General features: G+C 69.0%; 15 protein-coding genes. 6 read left to right on the plus strand and 9 right to left on the minus strand.

Annotated elements, in window-relative coordinates:
- Window positions 1-116: 116 nt before the first annotated feature.
- The gene (locus tag ACT535_RS03265) at window positions 117-1,109 is read left to right on the plus strand and encodes a P1 family peptidase (RefSeq protein ID WP_476363985.1); all 993 of its coding nucleotides are present in this window, start codon (window positions 117-119) and stop codon (window positions 1,107-1,109) included.
- Window positions 1,110-1,192: 83 nt separating this feature from the next.
- Window positions 1,193-1,753: a hypothetical protein gene (locus ACT535_RS03270; RefSeq protein WP_476363348.1), complete on the plus strand. Its 561-nt coding sequence runs from the start codon at window positions 1,193-1,195 to the stop codon at window positions 1,751-1,753.
- Here the strand turns inward: ACT535_RS03270 and ACT535_RS03275 are convergent.
- Entirely contained in the window at window positions 1,741-3,261 is a 1,521-nt protein-coding gene (locus ACT535_RS03275) for an FAD-dependent oxidoreductase (RefSeq protein ID WP_476363349.1), read from the minus strand. The two genes, ACT535_RS03270 and ACT535_RS03275, sit on opposite strands and share 13 nt — an antisense overlap.
- Window positions 3,262-3,450: 189 nt before the next feature.
- Between ACT535_RS03275 and ACT535_RS03280 the strand changes: the two genes are divergently transcribed.
- Together ACT535_RS03280 and ACT535_RS03285 are read left to right on the plus strand one after the other, a co-directional pair.
- Window positions 3,451-3,972 (plus strand): SixA phosphatase family protein, encoded by a 522-nt coding sequence (locus tag ACT535_RS03280; protein ID WP_024278884.1) that lies wholly within the window; start codon window positions 3,451-3,453, stop codon window positions 3,970-3,972.
- Between the two features lie 2 nt (window positions 3,973-3,974).
- Window positions 3,975-5,441, plus strand: a complete 1,467-nt coding sequence (locus ACT535_RS03285) for a YcjX family GTP-binding protein (RefSeq protein ID WP_476363350.1) — start codon at window positions 3,975-3,977, stop codon at window positions 5,439-5,441.
- Between the two features lie 25 nt (window positions 5,442-5,466).
- Here the strand turns inward: ACT535_RS03285 and ACT535_RS03290 are convergent, their stop codons facing one another.
- The 4 genes from ACT535_RS03290 to ACT535_RS03305 all read right to left on the minus strand — a co-directional run bounded on the left by ACT535_RS03290 (window position 5,467) and on the right by ACT535_RS03305 (window position 9,073).
- Window positions 5,467-6,105, minus strand: coding sequence for an ABC-type transport auxiliary lipoprotein family protein (locus ACT535_RS03290; RefSeq protein WP_168457951.1), 639 nt, complete (start codon window positions 6,103-6,105; stop codon window positions 5,467-5,469).
- A 7-nt stretch (window positions 6,106-6,112) separates the two neighbouring features.
- Window positions 6,113-7,036: an MlaD family protein gene (locus tag ACT535_RS03295; RefSeq protein WP_476330806.1), complete on the minus strand. Its 924-nt coding sequence runs from the start codon at window positions 7,034-7,036 to the stop codon at window positions 6,113-6,115.
- 96 nt (window positions 7,037-7,132) lie between these two features.
- Window positions 7,133-7,939 carry an ABC transporter ATP-binding protein gene (locus tag ACT535_RS03300; protein WP_168457953.1) on the minus strand — a complete coding sequence of 269 codons (807 nt, stop codon included), beginning with the start codon at window positions 7,937-7,939 and terminating at the stop codon, window positions 7,133-7,135.
- 6 nt (window positions 7,940-7,945) lie between these two features.
- The gene (locus ACT535_RS03305) at window positions 7,946-9,073 is read right to left on the minus strand and encodes an MlaE family lipid ABC transporter permease subunit (protein WP_476330809.1); all 1,128 of its coding nucleotides are present in this window, start codon (window positions 9,071-9,073) and stop codon (window positions 7,946-7,948) included.
- Between the two features lie 295 nt (window positions 9,074-9,368).
- Here ACT535_RS03305 and dgcA point away from each other — a divergent pair, with 295 nt between their 5' ends.
- Window positions 9,369-10,349, plus strand: a complete 981-nt coding sequence (gene dgcA / locus ACT535_RS03310; protein ID WP_476363351.1) for an N-acetyl-D-Glu racemase DgcA — start codon at window positions 9,369-9,371, stop codon at window positions 10,347-10,349.
- Here the strand turns inward: dgcA and ACT535_RS03315 are convergent.
- Genes ACT535_RS03315 through ACT535_RS03330 form a run of 4 tightly spaced genes read right to left on the minus strand, consistent with a single transcriptional unit; the run spans window position 10,301 to window position 14,387 of the window.
- The gene (locus ACT535_RS03315; protein WP_476363352.1) at window positions 10,301-11,503 is read right to left on the minus strand and encodes an MFS transporter; all 1,203 of its coding nucleotides are present in this window, start codon (window positions 11,501-11,503) and stop codon (window positions 10,301-10,303) included. The genes dgcA and ACT535_RS03315 overlap by 49 nt on opposite strands.
- Before the next feature lie 6 nt (window positions 11,504-11,509).
- Window positions 11,510-12,511, minus strand: a complete 1,002-nt coding sequence (locus ACT535_RS03320) for a threonine ammonia-lyase (protein ID WP_476363353.1) — start codon at window positions 12,509-12,511, stop codon at window positions 11,510-11,512.
- Window positions 12,508-13,575: a glycosyltransferase family 4 protein gene (locus ACT535_RS03325; protein ID WP_476330821.1), complete on the minus strand. Its 1,068-nt coding sequence runs from the start codon at window positions 13,573-13,575 to the stop codon at window positions 12,508-12,510. Before ACT535_RS03325 ends, ACT535_RS03320 begins: the two co-directional genes overlap by 4 nt.
- A complete protein-coding gene (locus ACT535_RS03330) occupies window positions 13,575-14,387 on the minus strand; it encodes a UDP-2,3-diacylglucosamine diphosphatase (protein ID WP_476363354.1) in 813 nt (270 codons plus the stop codon). Before ACT535_RS03330 ends, ACT535_RS03325 begins: the two co-directional genes overlap by 1 nt.
- Before the next feature lie 627 nt (window positions 14,388-15,014).
- Here ACT535_RS03330 and ACT535_RS03335 point away from each other — a divergent pair.
- Window positions 15,015-15,863 carry a fumarylacetoacetate hydrolase family protein gene (locus ACT535_RS03335; RefSeq protein ID WP_168457960.1) on the plus strand — a complete coding sequence of 283 codons (849 nt, stop codon included), beginning with the start codon at window positions 15,015-15,017 and terminating at the stop codon, window positions 15,861-15,863.
- The last annotated feature ends 11 nt before the right edge of the window (window positions 15,864-15,874 follow it).

A 15,874-nucleotide genomic window follows, 5' to 3' on the forward strand; every position in this document is an offset into this window, starting at 1 on the left:
CCGCAGGCTGGACCACCATAAGAGCCGCGCCGGGCCCGAAACGCCCGGCGCGGTCTTTTTTATCCCGCCGCCTGTCGTATCTTCCGCCCAGCTTCGGCCAGCTTGAGGAGAGGGCGCTGCGCAATCTCATCACCGATGTCCCCGGCCTGCTGGTCGGCAACGCCACCGAGCCTCACATCGGCACCGGCGTCACCGTGATCCTCGCCGAGGAGCCGGCAGTGGCGGCCGTGGATGTGCGCGGCGGGGGACCGGGCACGCGGGAAACCGATCTTCTGGACCCGGCGGCGACGGTAGAGCGCGTGGACGCCATCACCCTCTCGGGCGGCTCGGCCTTCGGCCTCGATGCGGCATCCGGCGTCATGGCGGGGCTGGCGGCGCGCGGACGAGGCTTTCCGGTCGGCACCGCGCGGGTGCCCATCGTGCCCGGCGCCATCCTGTTCGACCTGCTCAACGGCGGCGACAAGGGCTGGGAGGGCCATCCTCCCTACCTCCAGCTCGGCCGTGATGCCCTCGACGCCGCCGACGTGGACTTTCACCTCGGCTCGGTGGGGGCCGGCACCGGCTGCACCACGGCCACCGTCAAGGGCGGGCTCGGCTCGGCCTCGGCCGTGAGCGCCACCGGCCATGTGGTCGGCGCCATTGTCGCGGTCAACGCTGCCGGAAGCCCCCTGTTCGGCGACGGCCCGCATTTCCGTGCCGGCCATTATGAACGGGATGGAGAATTCGGCGGGCTCGGTGCGCCGATGCATGTTCCGGATGAGGCCAGCGATCCCCGGCTCAAGGGCGGCATCTCGCGCTTCGCCACGACCATCGCCGTCGTCGCGACGGATGCGGTGCTGACCACGGTGCAGGCGCGACGGCTCGCCATCATGGCGCAGAACGGTCTCGCGCTCTCGCTGTTTCCCGTCCACACGCCGCTCGATGGCGACGTGGTGTTTGCCATGGCCACCGGACGCAAGGTGCTGGACGCCCCGCTTCCCGACCTCGCGCGGCTCGGCGCCCTGGCTTCCATCGTGCTGGCGCGGGCGGTTGCACGGGCGGTGCATGAGGCGCGACGCCTGCCCTTTCCGGACTGCCAGAAGAGCTGGCACGACCATTTCGGCAGCTGACGGAATTCACCCTGCGTCAGGCTGGCGTTGCCGGATGCACGGCGCGCAGGATCGGTTATAAGCCGGGTGATCCGAGGATCCCCATGACCGCTCCGTCCACGCCCCAAGTCCCGCTGCCCCAAGTCCCGCCGCACAAAGCCCCGCTCCGCACCCCCGCCCACGCGCCCGGCCAGCCCGAAGGCCCCACGCGCCTCGGCGGAGCGCTGGCCTTCCTGTTCTGGTGCGCGTGCGGCATCGCCGCCTTGCCTCTGGCGGGGCTGTTCACGCTGATTTCGGCGCTGGGCGTCACCGGCGCGCGCTCTGCCCTGTTCGATTCCTTTGCAGGTGCGGGCGTGGCGCAGCAGGTGCTGCGGCTAGGCCTGATGCCGCAGATCGTGCTGTTCGTCTGGGCGGTGTCCATGGTCGTGCTGACGGTGGCCCGGGCGCGCATCGCATTGCTGGTGCTGCCCTGGCTGCTGGTGCTCTGGCTGGCGACGACTGGCTACAGCCAGTTCGCCATCCGCGACGCCATTGCGCCCGACGGGGCTGACCTCGGCGCGTTCGCGGCGCTCATGCCCGGGCTTCTGGCGCAGGCGGCGGGCGTCGCCGCCTTCTTCGGCTATTTCCGGGAAGGCGTCCGCCCCAAGAGCTTCTACCGCCGCTGAGGCGGCGCCTCCTCCTCCAGATCGGCGTGCGGCTCCGGCTGCGGGCGCCGGCGGCGGCGCACACCTTCGGACGCCGCCCGCTCGGCGACGCCGGACGCCCAGCCGGAGGCGGCATGAAGCGCGGCCCGTGCCGCGTGGCGGGAGGCCGAGGCTGCCGACGCAACGCTTCGCCGCGCCAGAGCGCCGGCCGTTGCCGGTGCTGGAAGCGGGGCGGGAAGGATCGGCTCCTCCGGCGGCACCTGGGCGGGCAGGCTCTTCTCCATGTGGAGGCGTGCCGCGAGCCGCACATGCCAGAAGGCCGCGAAGCGCGCAGCACGCCCCGCCCATCCCGAAAGGCCGCCCGACGCGAAGGGCTGCAGCAGCGAAATCCGATCGTCCCGGTCGGCGATGGCGCCGGAGATCAACCGAGCGGCCAGGAAATCGACCCCCAGCGATCCGGCCCCGGGCGAAAGGGCATACCAGACACCGCGGTCCCCCTCGTGCAGCAACGGCATGCCGCCGGGCTCCGGCAGGGCACAGCGCCGTGCGCCCTCGACCAGCCCGGAACCGACCGGATAAACCTCGGCCGCGTGACGCCGCAGCACGCGCGCGGCGCCGACTCGGGTCAACGCCGGCAAAGCGGACTGCGCGGCGAGCGCCAGCCGGTCACCGTCGAAATGGTAGGCGAGGCCGGTGAGGCCGAACTCTTCGACGAGGCCGGCATAAGGCACGGTGCTGCCCGGCAGCCGGAAGCCCCCAGAAACCCACGGCGCCCGCGGCAGCCGCGCCACGCCCGAGCCGAGCCTGGCAAAGGCCGCCGGTCCGCATACAGCGACCTGAAAGGCGCGCACCCGCTGACCTGCCATATCGAGATACTTGCGAACGCCCTTCAGATCGACCGAAAGGGATCCCTCGACGTTCACGATGCGGACGCCGGACGTCCGCGCGGCCTCGTCGAGGGCCGCGGAGAGGGAGGCGGTGCGCACCCGTTCGGCCGGCACGACGCCAAGGCCGGCGGCAAATGTCTCCGTACCCAGCAATGCGGCCAGGTCCTCCGCGCCGACGAAGACGGTGGTATCGGGCGCCAATTCCTGACGCAGCTCATGCTCGCGATAAAGCGCGTCGGCCGCGTGGGCCCGGGCCACTGTGAGGCGGCCCCGCGGACCGATCTCGACGCCGAGACGCTCGGCAAGCGCAAGCCCCGCCTCCGCCGCCTGCGCGGAGAGGATGAGCAGCTCCTGCGCGTCGTCGCGGCCGACCCGGCTGGAAAGCTCGAGGGTTGGAAGCGGAAAGCCGGGAGCGATGACGCTGTCGAGCGGCCACGAGGGGACCGCCGCCGACGGACCGGCCATGGCCAGCAGCACCACGTCGCGTCCGCGCCGGGCGAGATCCGCCGCCAGCACGAGGCCAGCGACATCTCCGCCGACCACGCAGACGTCGCAGTCGATGATCCGCTTGGGACCGGCGGCGGAGCGCTCGGGCACCATCGCATCGTGCGCGGGGGGCCGGTGCGCAGACGTCTGGCTCATGAATTGGTCCAATAAGAGATGGGGAATGCTGACGCCGCCAGCTTGAGAAAGCGTTTATTTGCGGCGCTCTAATGGCGTTTGGCCGGCTATTGCGCCGGGGGGCGTGACGCTGCGGCGCGGCAGCAGACGTTGCGCTGCACAGGTCGCGTGCGTCATAAGGAGCCGCATTTCGTTGATCGGTTAGTAACCATGCGCCGACTCATATTGCTGCGTCATGCGAAGTCGGATTGGCCGGACGGCATCGCCGACCCGGAGCGGCCGCTTGCCGCCCGGGGCCGAAATGCGGCGCCCCGCATTGGCGCCTATATCGCGCAGGAACACCTGCTGGCCGATCGCATCCTGGTTTCTCCCGCACGCCGTACACGCGAGACATGGGACCTCGTGGCCGCCCGCCTGCCCCCGCCGAAGGTGGTGGCGAGCGAGCCCCGCGTCTACGACGCCTCCGCCGCCCGCCTCATGACCGTGCTGCGCGAGCAGCCTAAGGACGCCCACAGCGTGATGCTGGTGGGCCACAATCCCGGCCTGGAAGACCTCGCCGAGCTGCTTGTGGCTTCGGGTCCGGCGCCCCATCTTGCCAGCATGGCAGAGAAATTCCCCACCGGCGGCCTCGCCGTCATCGACCTTCCCGTGGACGAGTGGAGCGCAACCGCGCCCGGCATCGGCCGCCTCGACCGCTTCGTCACCCCGCGCGACCTCGGCGGAAACGACTGACAATGGCGTTCTTCACGGACGCCATGGACGATGCGCGCATCGCGCTTCAGGCCCTGGCGGATCGGGTAGAGGGCATCGCCCATCCCACCCTGCGCCTCGGCGTGACAGGTCTGTCGCGAGCGGGGAAGACCATCTTCACCACGGCCCTCATCCACGCCCTCACCAAGGGCGCCCGGATGCCGGTGTTCGAGCCCTACCAGTCCGGCCGCATCGCCCGCGCCGAGCTGCAGCCCCAGCCGGACGACGCGGTGCCGCGGTTCGCCTATGAGGCCCATCTGGAGATGCTGGGTGCGGAGCGACGCTGGCCGTCCTCCACCACCCGCGTCAGCGAGCTGCGTCTTGCCATCCGCTACGCCACGCGACGCGGCAGCCTGAAGACCCTCACGCTGGACATCGTGGATTATCCCGGCGAGTGGCTGCTCGACCTGCCGCTTCTGAACATGTCTTACGCCGACTTCGCCCGCCAGAGCCTTGCCCTTGCGCGGGCGCAGGCGAGGGCCGAGGTGGCGGCGCCGTTCCTCGCTGCGGTGGCCGATGCCCCTGCAAACGGCCCGGCCGAAGAGGCCAGGGCGCGGGAGGTGGCGGCGCGCTTCACCGCCTATCTCGCCGCCTGTCGCAGCGAGCGACTGGCCATGAGCCTGCTGCCCCCCGGCCGCTTCCTCATGCCCGGCGACCTCGAAGGCTCCCCTGCTCTCACCTTCGCCCCGCTGGACGTGGAGGACGCGCCTCCCCGCGCCGATACGCTGGGCGGCATGATGGAGCGGCGTTTCGAGGCCTACAAGCACGCCGTGGTTCGGCCCTTCTTCCGCAACCACTTCGCCCGGCTTGATCGGCAGATCGTGCTGGTGGACACGCTGTCGGCCTTGAATGCCGGGCCCGCCGCGCTCGCCGATCTCGAGCGGGCGCTGGATGGCATCCTCGCCGCCTTCCGCACCGGGCGGAACAGTCTGGTGAGCACCCTTTTCCGGCCGCGCATCGAGAAGGTGTTGTTTGCCGCGACCAAGGCGGACCACCTGCATCGCGCAAGCCATGACCGGCTGGAGGCTGTGCTCGGCCGCCTGGTGGAGCGGGCGCGCGAGCGGGCGCAGGACCGTGGCGCGACCCTCGACGTGGTCGCCCTCGCCGCCATCCGCGCCACCCGCGAGGCGCGCGTGCGGCGGGGCGGGCATGAGCTGGACGCCATCGTCGGCACACCAGAGGCGGGGCAGGAGGCCGGCGGCCACGTGTTCGACGGCGAGGAGGAGGTGGCGGTGTTTCCGGGCGAACTGCCCGCCGACCCCGATGCGCTGTTCGATCCGTCCGGCGCGGGATTCCGGGGCCTCGCCTCGTCCGGGGCGGGCGATGGGCAGGGCGACGTGGATTTCCGCTTTCTGCGCTTCCGGCCGCCCGCAGGCATCGGCGAGGGCCCCATCCCGCACATCCGGCTGGACCGGGCGCTTCAGTTCCTGCTGGCCGACCGGCTCGTGTGAACCAGCGAGCGGTTCAGGCCGCCGGTCAGAACTTAGCGGACGCCCAACGCACCATCTGAACCAGCACCTGCTCCTGCGCCTGATCGAGCGCTGCGGTTGCGGCGGGACCAGCGGAGGAGGCAGCCGGCACGGCGGCGCGGAACACCTGCGCCGCCAGGATGCGACCGCTCTGGGTGCCGATGAGCTTGGCGGAGATCTCCACCACCGCCACGGGTCCCTGATCGGTGATGCGCAGCGCGAAGGTGCGGATGTCCGTCACCAGCGTGTAGTCAGCGTTCACGCCGTCGCCGGGACGGGCGACGCGGCGCAGCTTGCTGGCATTCTCGAACGCCTGGATCGTGCGGGCGTGCAGCAGCGCCGGAAGATTGTCGCTCCACTGCGCATCAGCCAGATAGGCCACCTGCCCCGCGCCGGGCTCCACCATGATCTTGTCGGTGTTGAGCACGGCGAGCGCCGTCGGCGCCACCACCACGAGCTGTCCGTTGCCGGCGCCTCCGGCCGTGAAGCCGCCGGGTGCGGAGAGATTGTAGGTCGGCGTCGGGGTCGAGCCGCAGGCGGCGAGGGAGAGGGCGGCGCCAACGAACAGGAACGCGCCGAGCAGGCGGCGCGTCAGGGAAGCGGCACGGGTCGGCATACGGGTACGGGGGGCGGGAACGTCGCTCATGATCGGCTCATCGCCCGTATTTCGGAATGGAGGTGCCGCCGCCCAGGATGAATTGCTGGGGGTTGCGCTCGATGCCCCTGAGGACGCGGTCGATCTCGCCCAGGGTGCGGCGGCCGTCGGTCGCCAGCGCCTCGAACTGCTTGAGGCCGGGACCGGTGAAGCGGCTGATCTCGTTGGTGAGGAGCGCCGTCCGCTGGTCGAGATTGTCGGCCAGCTTCCGCACGGAGGTGGCGGCCTCGGTGGCCTGGTTGAGCAGGCCGTTCTTGTCCTCGGTCGCGGTCTTGAGGTTCGCAACCACCTCGTCGACCCGCTGCGCCACGCCGTTGAGCTGCTTCACGAGCACATTCGCCTGCTCGATCACGCTCGCCACGTCGTCGGACTTGGAGGCGACAGCCTGCGAGAAGGTGTCGATGTTGTGGATGATGTTCTTGATCTCATCCGGGTTGATCGAGTCGAGCACCATCTCGATCTTCTTGGCGACGCCCTGCGCCGTGTTGATGAGGCCGGACATGCCTGCGCCACCGTCCGCGGAGATGCGGGGAATGCCATTGGGGCCAGGCGGAAGAGGCGGCGCGTCCGGCTTTCCGCCGCGGATGGACACGGCGATGATGCCGGTGAGGCCCTGCGACTCCAGACCTGCGCGGGCGTCGGAGAGCACCGGCACCTTGTTGTCGATGCCGATGTGGACGAGCACCTGGCCGGGCTGGCCCGGCACGAGGCCGAGGCTCGTCACCTGGCCCACGGGAATACCGTTGAACAGCACCGAGTTGCCCTGGCGCAGGCCGGCCACCGAGCCGTCGAAGACGATCTCATAGACCTTGCGGGCCGTGGAATCGTGCGGCCCGGCGAACCAGTACACGAAGCCGAACGCGGCCGCGATGACGGCGAGCGTGAAGGCTCCGATGATGGTGTAGTTGGCCCGTGTTTCCATGCCTCATCCCGGTTCCGTTGCAGCCTGCCCCGCTTTACCGGCCTGCTCCTTGTCCTGGCGCGCCGCCAAATGCGGCGCGCATGTCTCATCCCGCGCCTACCGGCGCACGCTCTGAACCGCCCGTGCCCGCGTGCCGTGGAAATAGGCCCGCAGCCAGGGGTGCTGTTCCGCCATCATGTCCTCGATCGTTCCCGCCGCGATCACCTTGCCGTCGGCCAGTGCCGCGATCCGGTCGCACACCGTGTGAAGGCTGTCGAGATCGTGGGTTACCATGAAAACCGTAAGCCCCAAAGTCTGTTGCAGCGTGCGGATCAGTTCGTCGAAGTCGCCCGCACCGATGGGATCGAGCCCCGATGTCGGCTCGTCGAGAAAGAGGATTTCAGGATCGAGCGCCAGCGAACGGGCCAGCGCGGCGCGTTTTATCATGCCGCCGGAAAGCTCGGAGGGTAACTTTTCGGCCACATCGCATTTCAGGCCGACCATCTCGATCTTGGTGAAGGCGATCTCATCCAGAAGCCGTTGGGAGAGCTTGAGATTTTCCCGGAGCGGGAACTGGATGTTCTGCTTCACCGTGAGCGAGGAGAACAGCGCGCCCTGCTGGAACAGCACGCCCCACCGCCGCTCCAGCGCGGAACGCTCGCGCTCGGAGAGGTCGTCCAGGTTCTGCCCGAACACCTCGACGGTGCCGGAGGTCTTCGGCACGAGGCCGAGGATGGTGCGCGTCAGCACCGATTTGCCGCCGCCCGACGTGCCGACGAAGCCCAGGATCTCGCCGCGATAGACATCGAGATTGAGGTGGTTGAGCACCACCCTGTCGCCGAAACCGACGACGATGTCGCGCACCCGGATGATGGCTTCCCGGCCGCTGGTCTGGAGTGTGGAGGGGGAGGTCTGCGCGTCCATGGCCGCTCACATGTCGATCGCGGCGAAAAACATGGCGAACACACCGTCCATGACGATCACGAGGAAGATGGCCTTCACCACCGAGGCGGTGGTGTGCTCACCGAGGGATTCGGCGCTGCCGCCCACCCTCAGACCTTCCATGCAGGCGACGAGGCCGATGGTCGCGGCCATGAAGGGCGCCTTGTACATGCCGACCTTGAACTGATCGAGGTCGATGGCGAGCTTCAGCCGGTCGAGGAACACGTCGGGCGTGATGCCGCCATAGCCCCAGGACACCAGCCCGGCACCGAAAATGGCCGACATGGAGCCGATGAAGGTGAGCAGCGGCAGGGCGATGATGAGCGCCAGGATGCGCGGCACCACCAGCACCTCGATGGGATCGAAGCCCATGACACGGAGGGCATCGATCTCCTCGCGCATGCGCATGGAGCCGAGCTCGGCCGTATAGGCGCTGCCCGACCGGCCGGCGATCATGATGGAGACGATGAGCACGCCGAGCTCGCGGAGCACCAGCACGCCCACCATGTCCACGACATAGATGTCGGCGCCGAAGCGGCGGAAATTGAAGATGCCTTGCTGGGCCAGGATGCAGCCGATCAGGAAGGTGATGAGCAGGATGATCGGCACGGCGCGGAAGCCCACACGGTCGATCTGGTTCACCATGGAGGTGAAGCGGAAGCTGCGCGGACGCGCCACCACCCGCAGCATGGCAGCCACGGTGGCGCCGATGAAGTTCAGCAGCGACAGCGCATCCTTCGCGGCATTGACGACCTCGTGGCCGAAGCGCTCAAGAATGCCTTCGTGCCGGCGCTTGGGCGGCACCGGCTCGTGGCCCATGCGGGCGAGTTCTTCCAGCAGCACCTTGTAGCGCGGCGCCAGCCCGACGACCTTCGGCTCGATGCCTGCGCCGGCCCAGGCGCGGCGCAGCCGCTCCAGCAGCAGGGCGCCGAAGGTGTCCATGCGTTCCACGGAGGCGAGGTCGATCTCGACATCCTTGGGCTTGGCATAGGTATGGGCGGTGTCGTTGACCGCCGCTTCCAGTTCGTCGGCATATTCCGACGTCCACGCACCGCGACCGGCCACGGTCAGGCGGTCGTCCTGGCTGTGCACGGAAATCAACGAGGCGTGCGGCAACGCGGCGTCTCCAACGGCGACCGGCGCGTCGCGCCGGCTGGTCTCAACTTCAAACGGGCTTCGGGCCTGACCGACCCGATTCCCTGCCGCGACACCGCCGCGGCCCGAACCGACGCCCCGCTTGCTCCGGCGGGTTCGCAAGGACTCGCCAGCTGCGTCAAAGCCCCTGAGGCCCCGACGCAATCTAGCCATACAGAGATGCGGCAGCGGCGTCGAGATCAGCCAGGACACACTGCGCCACCATCGTCACCTGCCCGGCGATGGGCGGCGCGGAATCGGCTATTAAGCTTAACCCATGGCCGAACTGTCCCTGAGCGTCGAGCGCTTTCCCATCGCCGGTACCTTCACCATTGCCCGCGGCTCGAAGACCGAGGCGGTGGTGGTGGAGGTGCGCATAACCTCGGGCGGCATCACCGGCCGTGGCGAATGCGTGCCCTATGCCCGCTACGGCGAAAGCGTGGAGGGGGTGGTCGCAGCCATCGGGCAGCTCGCGCCCGAAATTGCAGCCGGCCTGAGCCGGGAAGCGCTGCAGCACCGCCTGCCCGCCGGCGCCGCCCGCAATGCCATCGACTGCGCCCTGTGGGACCTCGATGCGAAATCCTCCGGCATGGGCTGCGCCGAGCTTGCCGGCCTGCCGCCCCTGCGGCCTGTGGTCACGGCCTATACCCTGAGCCTCGGCACGGCCGAGGCCATGGCCAGCGCCGCGGCCGCAGCCACGGACCGCCCACTGCTCAAGCTGAAGCTCGGAGCGCCGGGTGATCGGGAACGCCTCGCGGCCGTGCGCGAGGCCGCGCCGGACAAGAGGCTGATCGTGGATGCCAACGAGGGTTGGAAGGCGGCCGACCTGCCCGCATTGTTCGAGGCCTGCGCCGCTGCTGGCGTCGAACTCATCGAGCAGCCGCTGCCGGCCGACGACGACCGTCGCCTCGCCCGCATCGACCGGCCGGTGCCGGTGTGCGCCGACGAGAGCGTCCACGACCGGGCCGGGCTCGCGGATCTGCGCACGCGCTACGACGCCATCAACGTGAAGCTCGACAAGGCGGGCGGCCTCACCGAGGCGCTGGCATTGGCAGAGGCGGCGCATGGCCTCGGATTCGGCGTCATGGTGGGCTGCATGCTGGCGTCGTCGCTGGCCATGGCCCCTGCCCTGCTGGTCGCCCAACGCGCGAGGTGGGTCGATCTCGACGGGCCGCTGCTGCTCGCCCGCGACCGCCTCCCCGGCCTTAATTACGAGGGCGCTGTCGTTTCCCCGCCCGAGCCCCTGCTCTGGGGCTGAATCCGCGCGGCGAGGAGGGCCACGCCCGCCCCCGCCAGTCCCAGCGCGCAGCCCGCCAGGAAAGCCAGCGGACCGAACGCCGCCCAGAGCGGCCCCGCCGCCACGTTCGCTGCCGACGACATCAGGCTCGAGGTCCAAGCCGCGGTGGTCTGGCCCGTCCCGGATCGATGCTCGCTCACGCCGCGGGCCACGAGATCGACCATGGCAAGATAGGTGGCCGCGAAGGTCAGGGCGTGCAGCACCTGCAGCGGCAGCAGGACGGCGAGCGGCGGATCGCTCGCCATCATCGCAAAGCGCAATACGGCCGCCGCGCCGCCGATGGCGATCATTCCATAGGCACCAAAGCGGAACAGCAGCGGCCGGCCGAAGCGGAACAGCAGCATCTCGGCAGCGACGCCCACCGCCCACAGGATGCCGATGACCGACAGCGAGATACCCTCCGACCGCCAGTGGACCGTCGCGAAGAGGTAAAGCACCGCGTGGCTCGCCTGCACCAGCCCAGCAGCGACGATGCCGGCGAGAAAACCGAGCCGCGCGCGCCGGCCCGTGAGAGGCGAGGGCATGGGCTCGGCCCGCGGCAGTTCAGGCAGGCCGAAGGTCGCGAGCACATAGGCCATGTGGCCGCCGATCATCAGCAGGACGACCGAATCCGCGCCCAGCGCACCGACGATCACCCCACCGGCGAGGTTGGCCGTGAGGAAGCTCGCCGACCCCCATTGCCGCGCGCGGCCATATTCCGCGCGTCCCGCCCGGGCGAGGCGCGAGGTATAGGAATCCAGCAGCGAGAAGCCGGGGAACCATGCCGCAGACATGGCGCCGAGGATGAGCAGGATCGCCGGGAGGCTGGAGGTGAGGGCCAGCAGCACCATGGCCGCGACCGTGGCCATGCCCAGCAGCGTCAGCAGCGCCCTCGGCCGCCCCAGCCGGTCCGAAAGTAGACCGAGCAGGGGTGTCGCGGCGAGCCGGCTGAGCATGGGCACGGCCAGCACGAGGCCGATGGCCTCAGGCCCCAGCCCGCGCGCCTGCAGCCAGAGCGGCAGATAGGGCTGGAAAATGCCGAGGGCGATGAAGAAGGTGCCGTAGGCCGCCCCGAGCCTCAGTGCGAGCGCGCGCGGCGGCAGGTGGCCCTGCCCTGTCTCCCCCGCGCCGTCCACGATGCGTCAGGCGGAAGCAAGGCAGCGGGCGAAGGTTTCCGCGTCCACATTGCCGCCCGAGAGGACGATCACCGCTGTGCCGCCGGAGACGTTGAGCCGTCCTTCCAGCAGGCTGGCCAGCGCCACGGCGCCGCCCGGTTCCACCACGAGCTTGAGTTCGCGGAAGGCGTATTCCACCGCCCGTGCCACCTCGGCGTCGGTCACGGAGGCCGCCTCGCCGACGATGCGGCGGGTGATCTCGAAGGTGATCGCGCCGGGGGTGGGCGCCAGCAGCGCGTCGCAGAAGGAGCCATCCGGCTGGGCATTGCGCTCGCGAACGCCGGAGCGGAAGGAGCGGGCGTGGTCGTCGAAGCCCGCCGGCTCGCAAACCACCACCCGCGCCTGCGGCGCAACCCGCTTCACGGCGAGCGCGATGCCGGCCACCAAGCCGCCGCCGGAGGCGTTGGCCGCCACGAGGTCCGGCACCCGGCCGAGGGCGGCGAGGTCCTGCACGATCTCCAGCCCCACCGTACCCTGCCCGGCGATGATGTGGGGATCGTCGTAGGGCGGCACCATGATGGCACCGCGCTCTGCGGCAATGGCGCGGGCGATGGCGTCGCGGTCCTCGGTGCGGCGGTCGTAGCCCACGACCTCGGCGCCGAGTGCGCGGGTGCGGTCGCGCTTCAGGGCCGGTGCGTCATGGGGCATGACGATGACCGCCGGCATGCCGAGGATCTTCGCCGCAGCGGCGACACCCTGTGCATGATTGCCCGACGAGCAGGCGACGACGCCGGCGGCGCGCGCCTTTTCGGGAATCTGCACCATGCGGTTGAAGGCGCCGCGGAACTTGAAGGAGCCCGTGCGCTGAAGCGTCTCCGGCTTCAGGAAGACGTCGGCGCCAATGCGCTCACTCAGCACCGGCGAGAACACCAGCGGCGTGCGCACGGCGAAGCCGAGCAGCCGCGCGGCGGCAGCATCGACATCTTCGGCGGTGGGAAGCGGGGCGGGCTGAATCTCTAAGGCGCTCATGCGCCGGAAGCTACCCGACGCCGCCGCCGAAGGCGATAGCGCCGCGCGATGGGTCCAATGTCGTGGGCGATCAGCACATTGTCCAGAAACTGGCGCGCGCTCTCCCGCCACGTATAGCGCAGCGCGAAGCGGCGGGCGGCGGCGGGCGACAGTTCCAGCGCCTTGAGGCAGGCGGTGCGCAGATCCTCGTCGAGAATGCCCACGGTTTCGGTGGCGTCCGCCAGTACGTCGGTCGGGCCCGTCACCGGATAGGCGGCAACCGGCAGGCCGCTGGCCAGCGCCTCCAGCAGCACGATGCCGAAGGTGTCGGTGCGGCTCGGGAAACAGAAGACGTCGCAGGCGGAATAGACCTGCGCCAGATCCTCTCCTTCCTTCGAGCCAAGGAAATGCACCGCCGGGAAGCGCTCCTTCAGGCTGGCGAGGGCGGGACCGTTGCCCACCACCACCTTGGAGCCGGGAAGATCGAGATTGAGGAACGCCTCGATGTTCTTCTCCACGGCGACCCGGCCGACGAAGAGATAGACCGGCCGCGGCAGGTTCAGCGTCGCTTCGGGACGCGGGCGGAACAGGTCCGCATCCACCCCGCGCGACCAGCGCATCAGCCGCTTGAAGCCGCGGGCTTCCAGATCCCGCTCCAGCGTGGCGGTGGAGACCATGACGCCGCCGCCCGCATTGTGGAACGAGCGCAGCCACGCATAGGTCAGCCGCTCCGGCACTGGGGCACGGGCGGCGAGATATTCCGGGAATTTCGTGTGGTACGAAGTGGTGAAAGTGCGGCGCGAGGCAATGCAGGCCCGGCGCACCAGAATGCCGATGGGCCCTTCGGTGGCAATGTGCACGAAGTCCGGCTGCAGCGCCTCAATGCGCCGCATGATCATGCGCGGCGTGGCAAGGGCGAGCCTGATCTCGTTGTAGGTGGGCAGCGGGACAGTGCGGAAGCCCTGCGGGGTGAGGAACTGCATGTCCGCCCCGAGGTTCTCGGCCTCTCGGGCGGTATGCTCCAGGGAACGCACCACGCCGTTGATCTGGGGATGCCACGCATCGGTGGCCACAAGAACCCGCATCAGGCCGCCGCGCGCGCCCCCTCGACGACCTCGCCCTCCTCGGCCGGGGCCTTCTTCTCCAGCTTGCGCGTCCAGGAGATGATTTCCAGGCGACCATCCTCATGCTCGGCGATGGCGGTGCAGCTTTCCACCCAGTCGCCGCAATTCACGTAGCGGACGCCGAACTGCTCATGGATGACCGCGTGATGGATGTGGCCGCAGATGACCCCATCCACCTCCGAGCGCTTGGCCTCGTCGGCCACCGCCTCCTCGAACTTGCCGATATAGTTGACCGCGTTCTTCACCTTCAGCTTCGCCCACTGGCTGAGCGACCAATAGGTGAGACCAAGGCGGCGGCGGATTTTGTTGACGTAGGTGTTGATCGTGAGTGCAGCGGAATAGGCCCAGTCGCCAAGGAAGGCGAGCCAGCGGGCATGACGCACCACCACGTCGAAGATGTCGCCGTGTATGACGAGATAGCGCTTGCCGTCCGCGGCCTCGTGAATCGCCCGCTCCACCACTTCGATACCGCCGAAATGGGTGCCGTAATAGTCGCGCAGGAATTCGTCGTGATTGCCCGGCAGATAGACCATGCGCGCGCCCTTGCGGCCCTTGCGCAGCAGCTTCTGCACCACGTCGTTGTGCTTCTGCGGCCAGTACCAGTTGGCCTTCAGCCGCCAGCCGTCGACGATGTCGCCGACGAGATAGACGGTGTCGGCTTCGTTGTACTTGAGGAAATCGAGGAGAAGTTCGGCCTGGCAGCCCTTCGTACCGAGATGCACGTCGGAGATGAAGAGGGCGCGATAGCGGCGCGCTTCAGGACTGTCGCTCACGCCCGATACCTCCACCTTCCCGCGGCCCGCCGGTGCGGCCGTAACGGCTGAACCCGGCTAAGGCGGCATCTTGGCGCCCGTAAGGCGCCCCGTTCCAGTTCGCCGGCGAACCCACCGATGGACCTTACCGAAGGGCCTGCACGCTTGCCGTCAACGCTTCGGACTTAGCCGGAGTCGTGTATCCCTTTTATGACGTCGGCCCTCGAAAAGGAAGGCCGCCTGCCCAATCCTGCGCCGTGCACAGAATAGACGCACGCCAGTTCTGCATTGGAAAGACGGCTAATAGTCGAAGGCCAGAGCCGTCAAGTCGTTCCGCCCCGTATCTGGCGGCGCGACCTGTCGAATCGCACCGTTTCATCTCTGCCGGCAGCTGCTCAGGGTCCGCACGTCACCGCGCTTCGGGGCGCGCAGGCCCGCGGCATATTGGCCTCGGCCCGCCGCGAGAGGCGCCCCTGCGTCACCTCCTGCCACCCGAGCACCAGGCCTCGCGGCCGCGAAAATTATCCGGCCCGCCATTGACCTAAGCCCAAGACCGCGCCAGCGTGCGCCGCCTTGGACGGAGCTGCCGACCTGCGCCGCCCGCCCGAACAAGAACGACGCCATACAATTCCATCAGGAGTCCCCCCGATGAAGCTGGTCCGCTTCGGCGACTTTGGACGAGAGAAGCCGGGTCTAATCGATTCAAACGGCAAGGTCCGCGACCTTTCCGGCGTCATCGCGGACCTCAACGGCGAGACGCTCGCCCCCGAGAGCCTGAAGAAGATCGCCGCCCTCGATCCCGCGTCCCTGCCCCTCGCGCCCGAGGGCGCGCGTCTCGGCGCCTGCGTCGCCCGTCCCGGCAATTTCGTCGCGGTCGGCCTCAATTTCGCGGACCACGCCGCCGAGACCAACAATCCCATCCCCGAGGAGCCGGTGCTCTTCAACAAGGCGCCGAACTGCATCGTCGGCCCGAATGACGACGTGATGATCCCGAAGGGCTCGCTGAAGCTCGATTGGGAGGTGGAGTTCGCCTTCGTCATCGGCAAGCGCGCCCGCTATGTCGAGGAGAAGGACGCCCTCGATCACGTGGCCGGCTACTGCATCTGCAACGATGTGTCCGAGCGCCATTTCCAGATCGAGCGCTCCGGCCAGTGGATGAAGGGCAAGGGCTGCGAGACCTTCGGCCCGCTCGGCCCCTGGCTCGTCACCACCGACGAGATCGCCGACACCTCCACCCTCGCCATGTGGCTCGAAGTGAACGGGGAGCGCGTGCAGAACGGCTCCATGAAGACCATGATCTTCCGCATCCCGTTCCTGGTGCACTACATCAGCCAGTTCATGGTGCTCGATCCCGGCGACGTCATCACCACCGGCACCCCTCCCGGCGTCGGCCTCGGCTTCAAGCCGCCGCGCTTCCTGAAGGCCGGCGACGTGATGCGCGTCGGCATCGAGGGCCTCGGCGAACAGCAGCAGACGGTGGTTCCGTTCAAGCTCTGAGCGCAGATGGC

Source organism: Xanthobacter sp. DMC12 (assembly GCF_056314105.1).

Bases quoted from the DNA above. Each gene is read 5' to 3' on its own strand.
- ACT535_RS03335 (WP_168457960.1), top strand. From the start codon at position 15,015: ATGAAGCTGGTCCGCTTCGGCGACTTTGGACGAGAGAAGCCGGGTCTA.
- ACT535_RS03270 (WP_476363348.1), top strand. From the start codon at position 1,193: ATGACCGCTCCGTCCACGCCCCAAGTCCCGCTGCCCCAAGTCCCGCCG.
- dgcA (WP_476363351.1), top strand. From the start codon at position 9,369: ATGGCCGAACTGTCCCTGAGCGTCGAGCGCTTTCCCATCGCCGGTACC.
- ACT535_RS03290 (WP_168457951.1), bottom strand. From the start codon at position 6,105: ATGAGCGACGTTCCCGCCCCCCGTACCCGTATGCCGACCCGTGCCGCT.
- ACT535_RS03320 (WP_476363353.1), bottom strand. From the start codon at position 12,511: ATGAGCGCCTTAGAGATTCAGCCCGCCCCGCTTCCCACCGCCGAAGAT.
- ACT535_RS03280 (WP_024278884.1), top strand. From the start codon at position 3,451: ATGCGCCGACTCATATTGCTGCGTCATGCGAAGTCGGATTGGCCGGAC.
- ACT535_RS03285 (WP_476363350.1), top strand. From the start codon at position 3,975: ATGGCGTTCTTCACGGACGCCATGGACGATGCGCGCATCGCGCTTCAG.
- ACT535_RS03325 (WP_476330821.1), bottom strand. From the start codon at position 13,575: ATGCGGGTTCTTGTGGCCACCGATGCGTGGCATCCCCAGATCAACGGC.
- ACT535_RS03295 (WP_476330806.1), bottom strand. From the start codon at position 7,036: ATGGAAACACGGGCCAACTACACCATCATCGGAGCCTTCACGCTCGCC.
- ACT535_RS03300 (WP_168457953.1), bottom strand. From the start codon at position 7,939: ATGGACGCGCAGACCTCCCCCTCCACACTCCAGACCAGCGGCCGGGAA.
- ACT535_RS03275 (WP_476363349.1), bottom strand. From the start codon at position 3,261: ATGAGCCAGACGTCTGCGCACCGGCCCCCCGCGCACGATGCGATGGTG.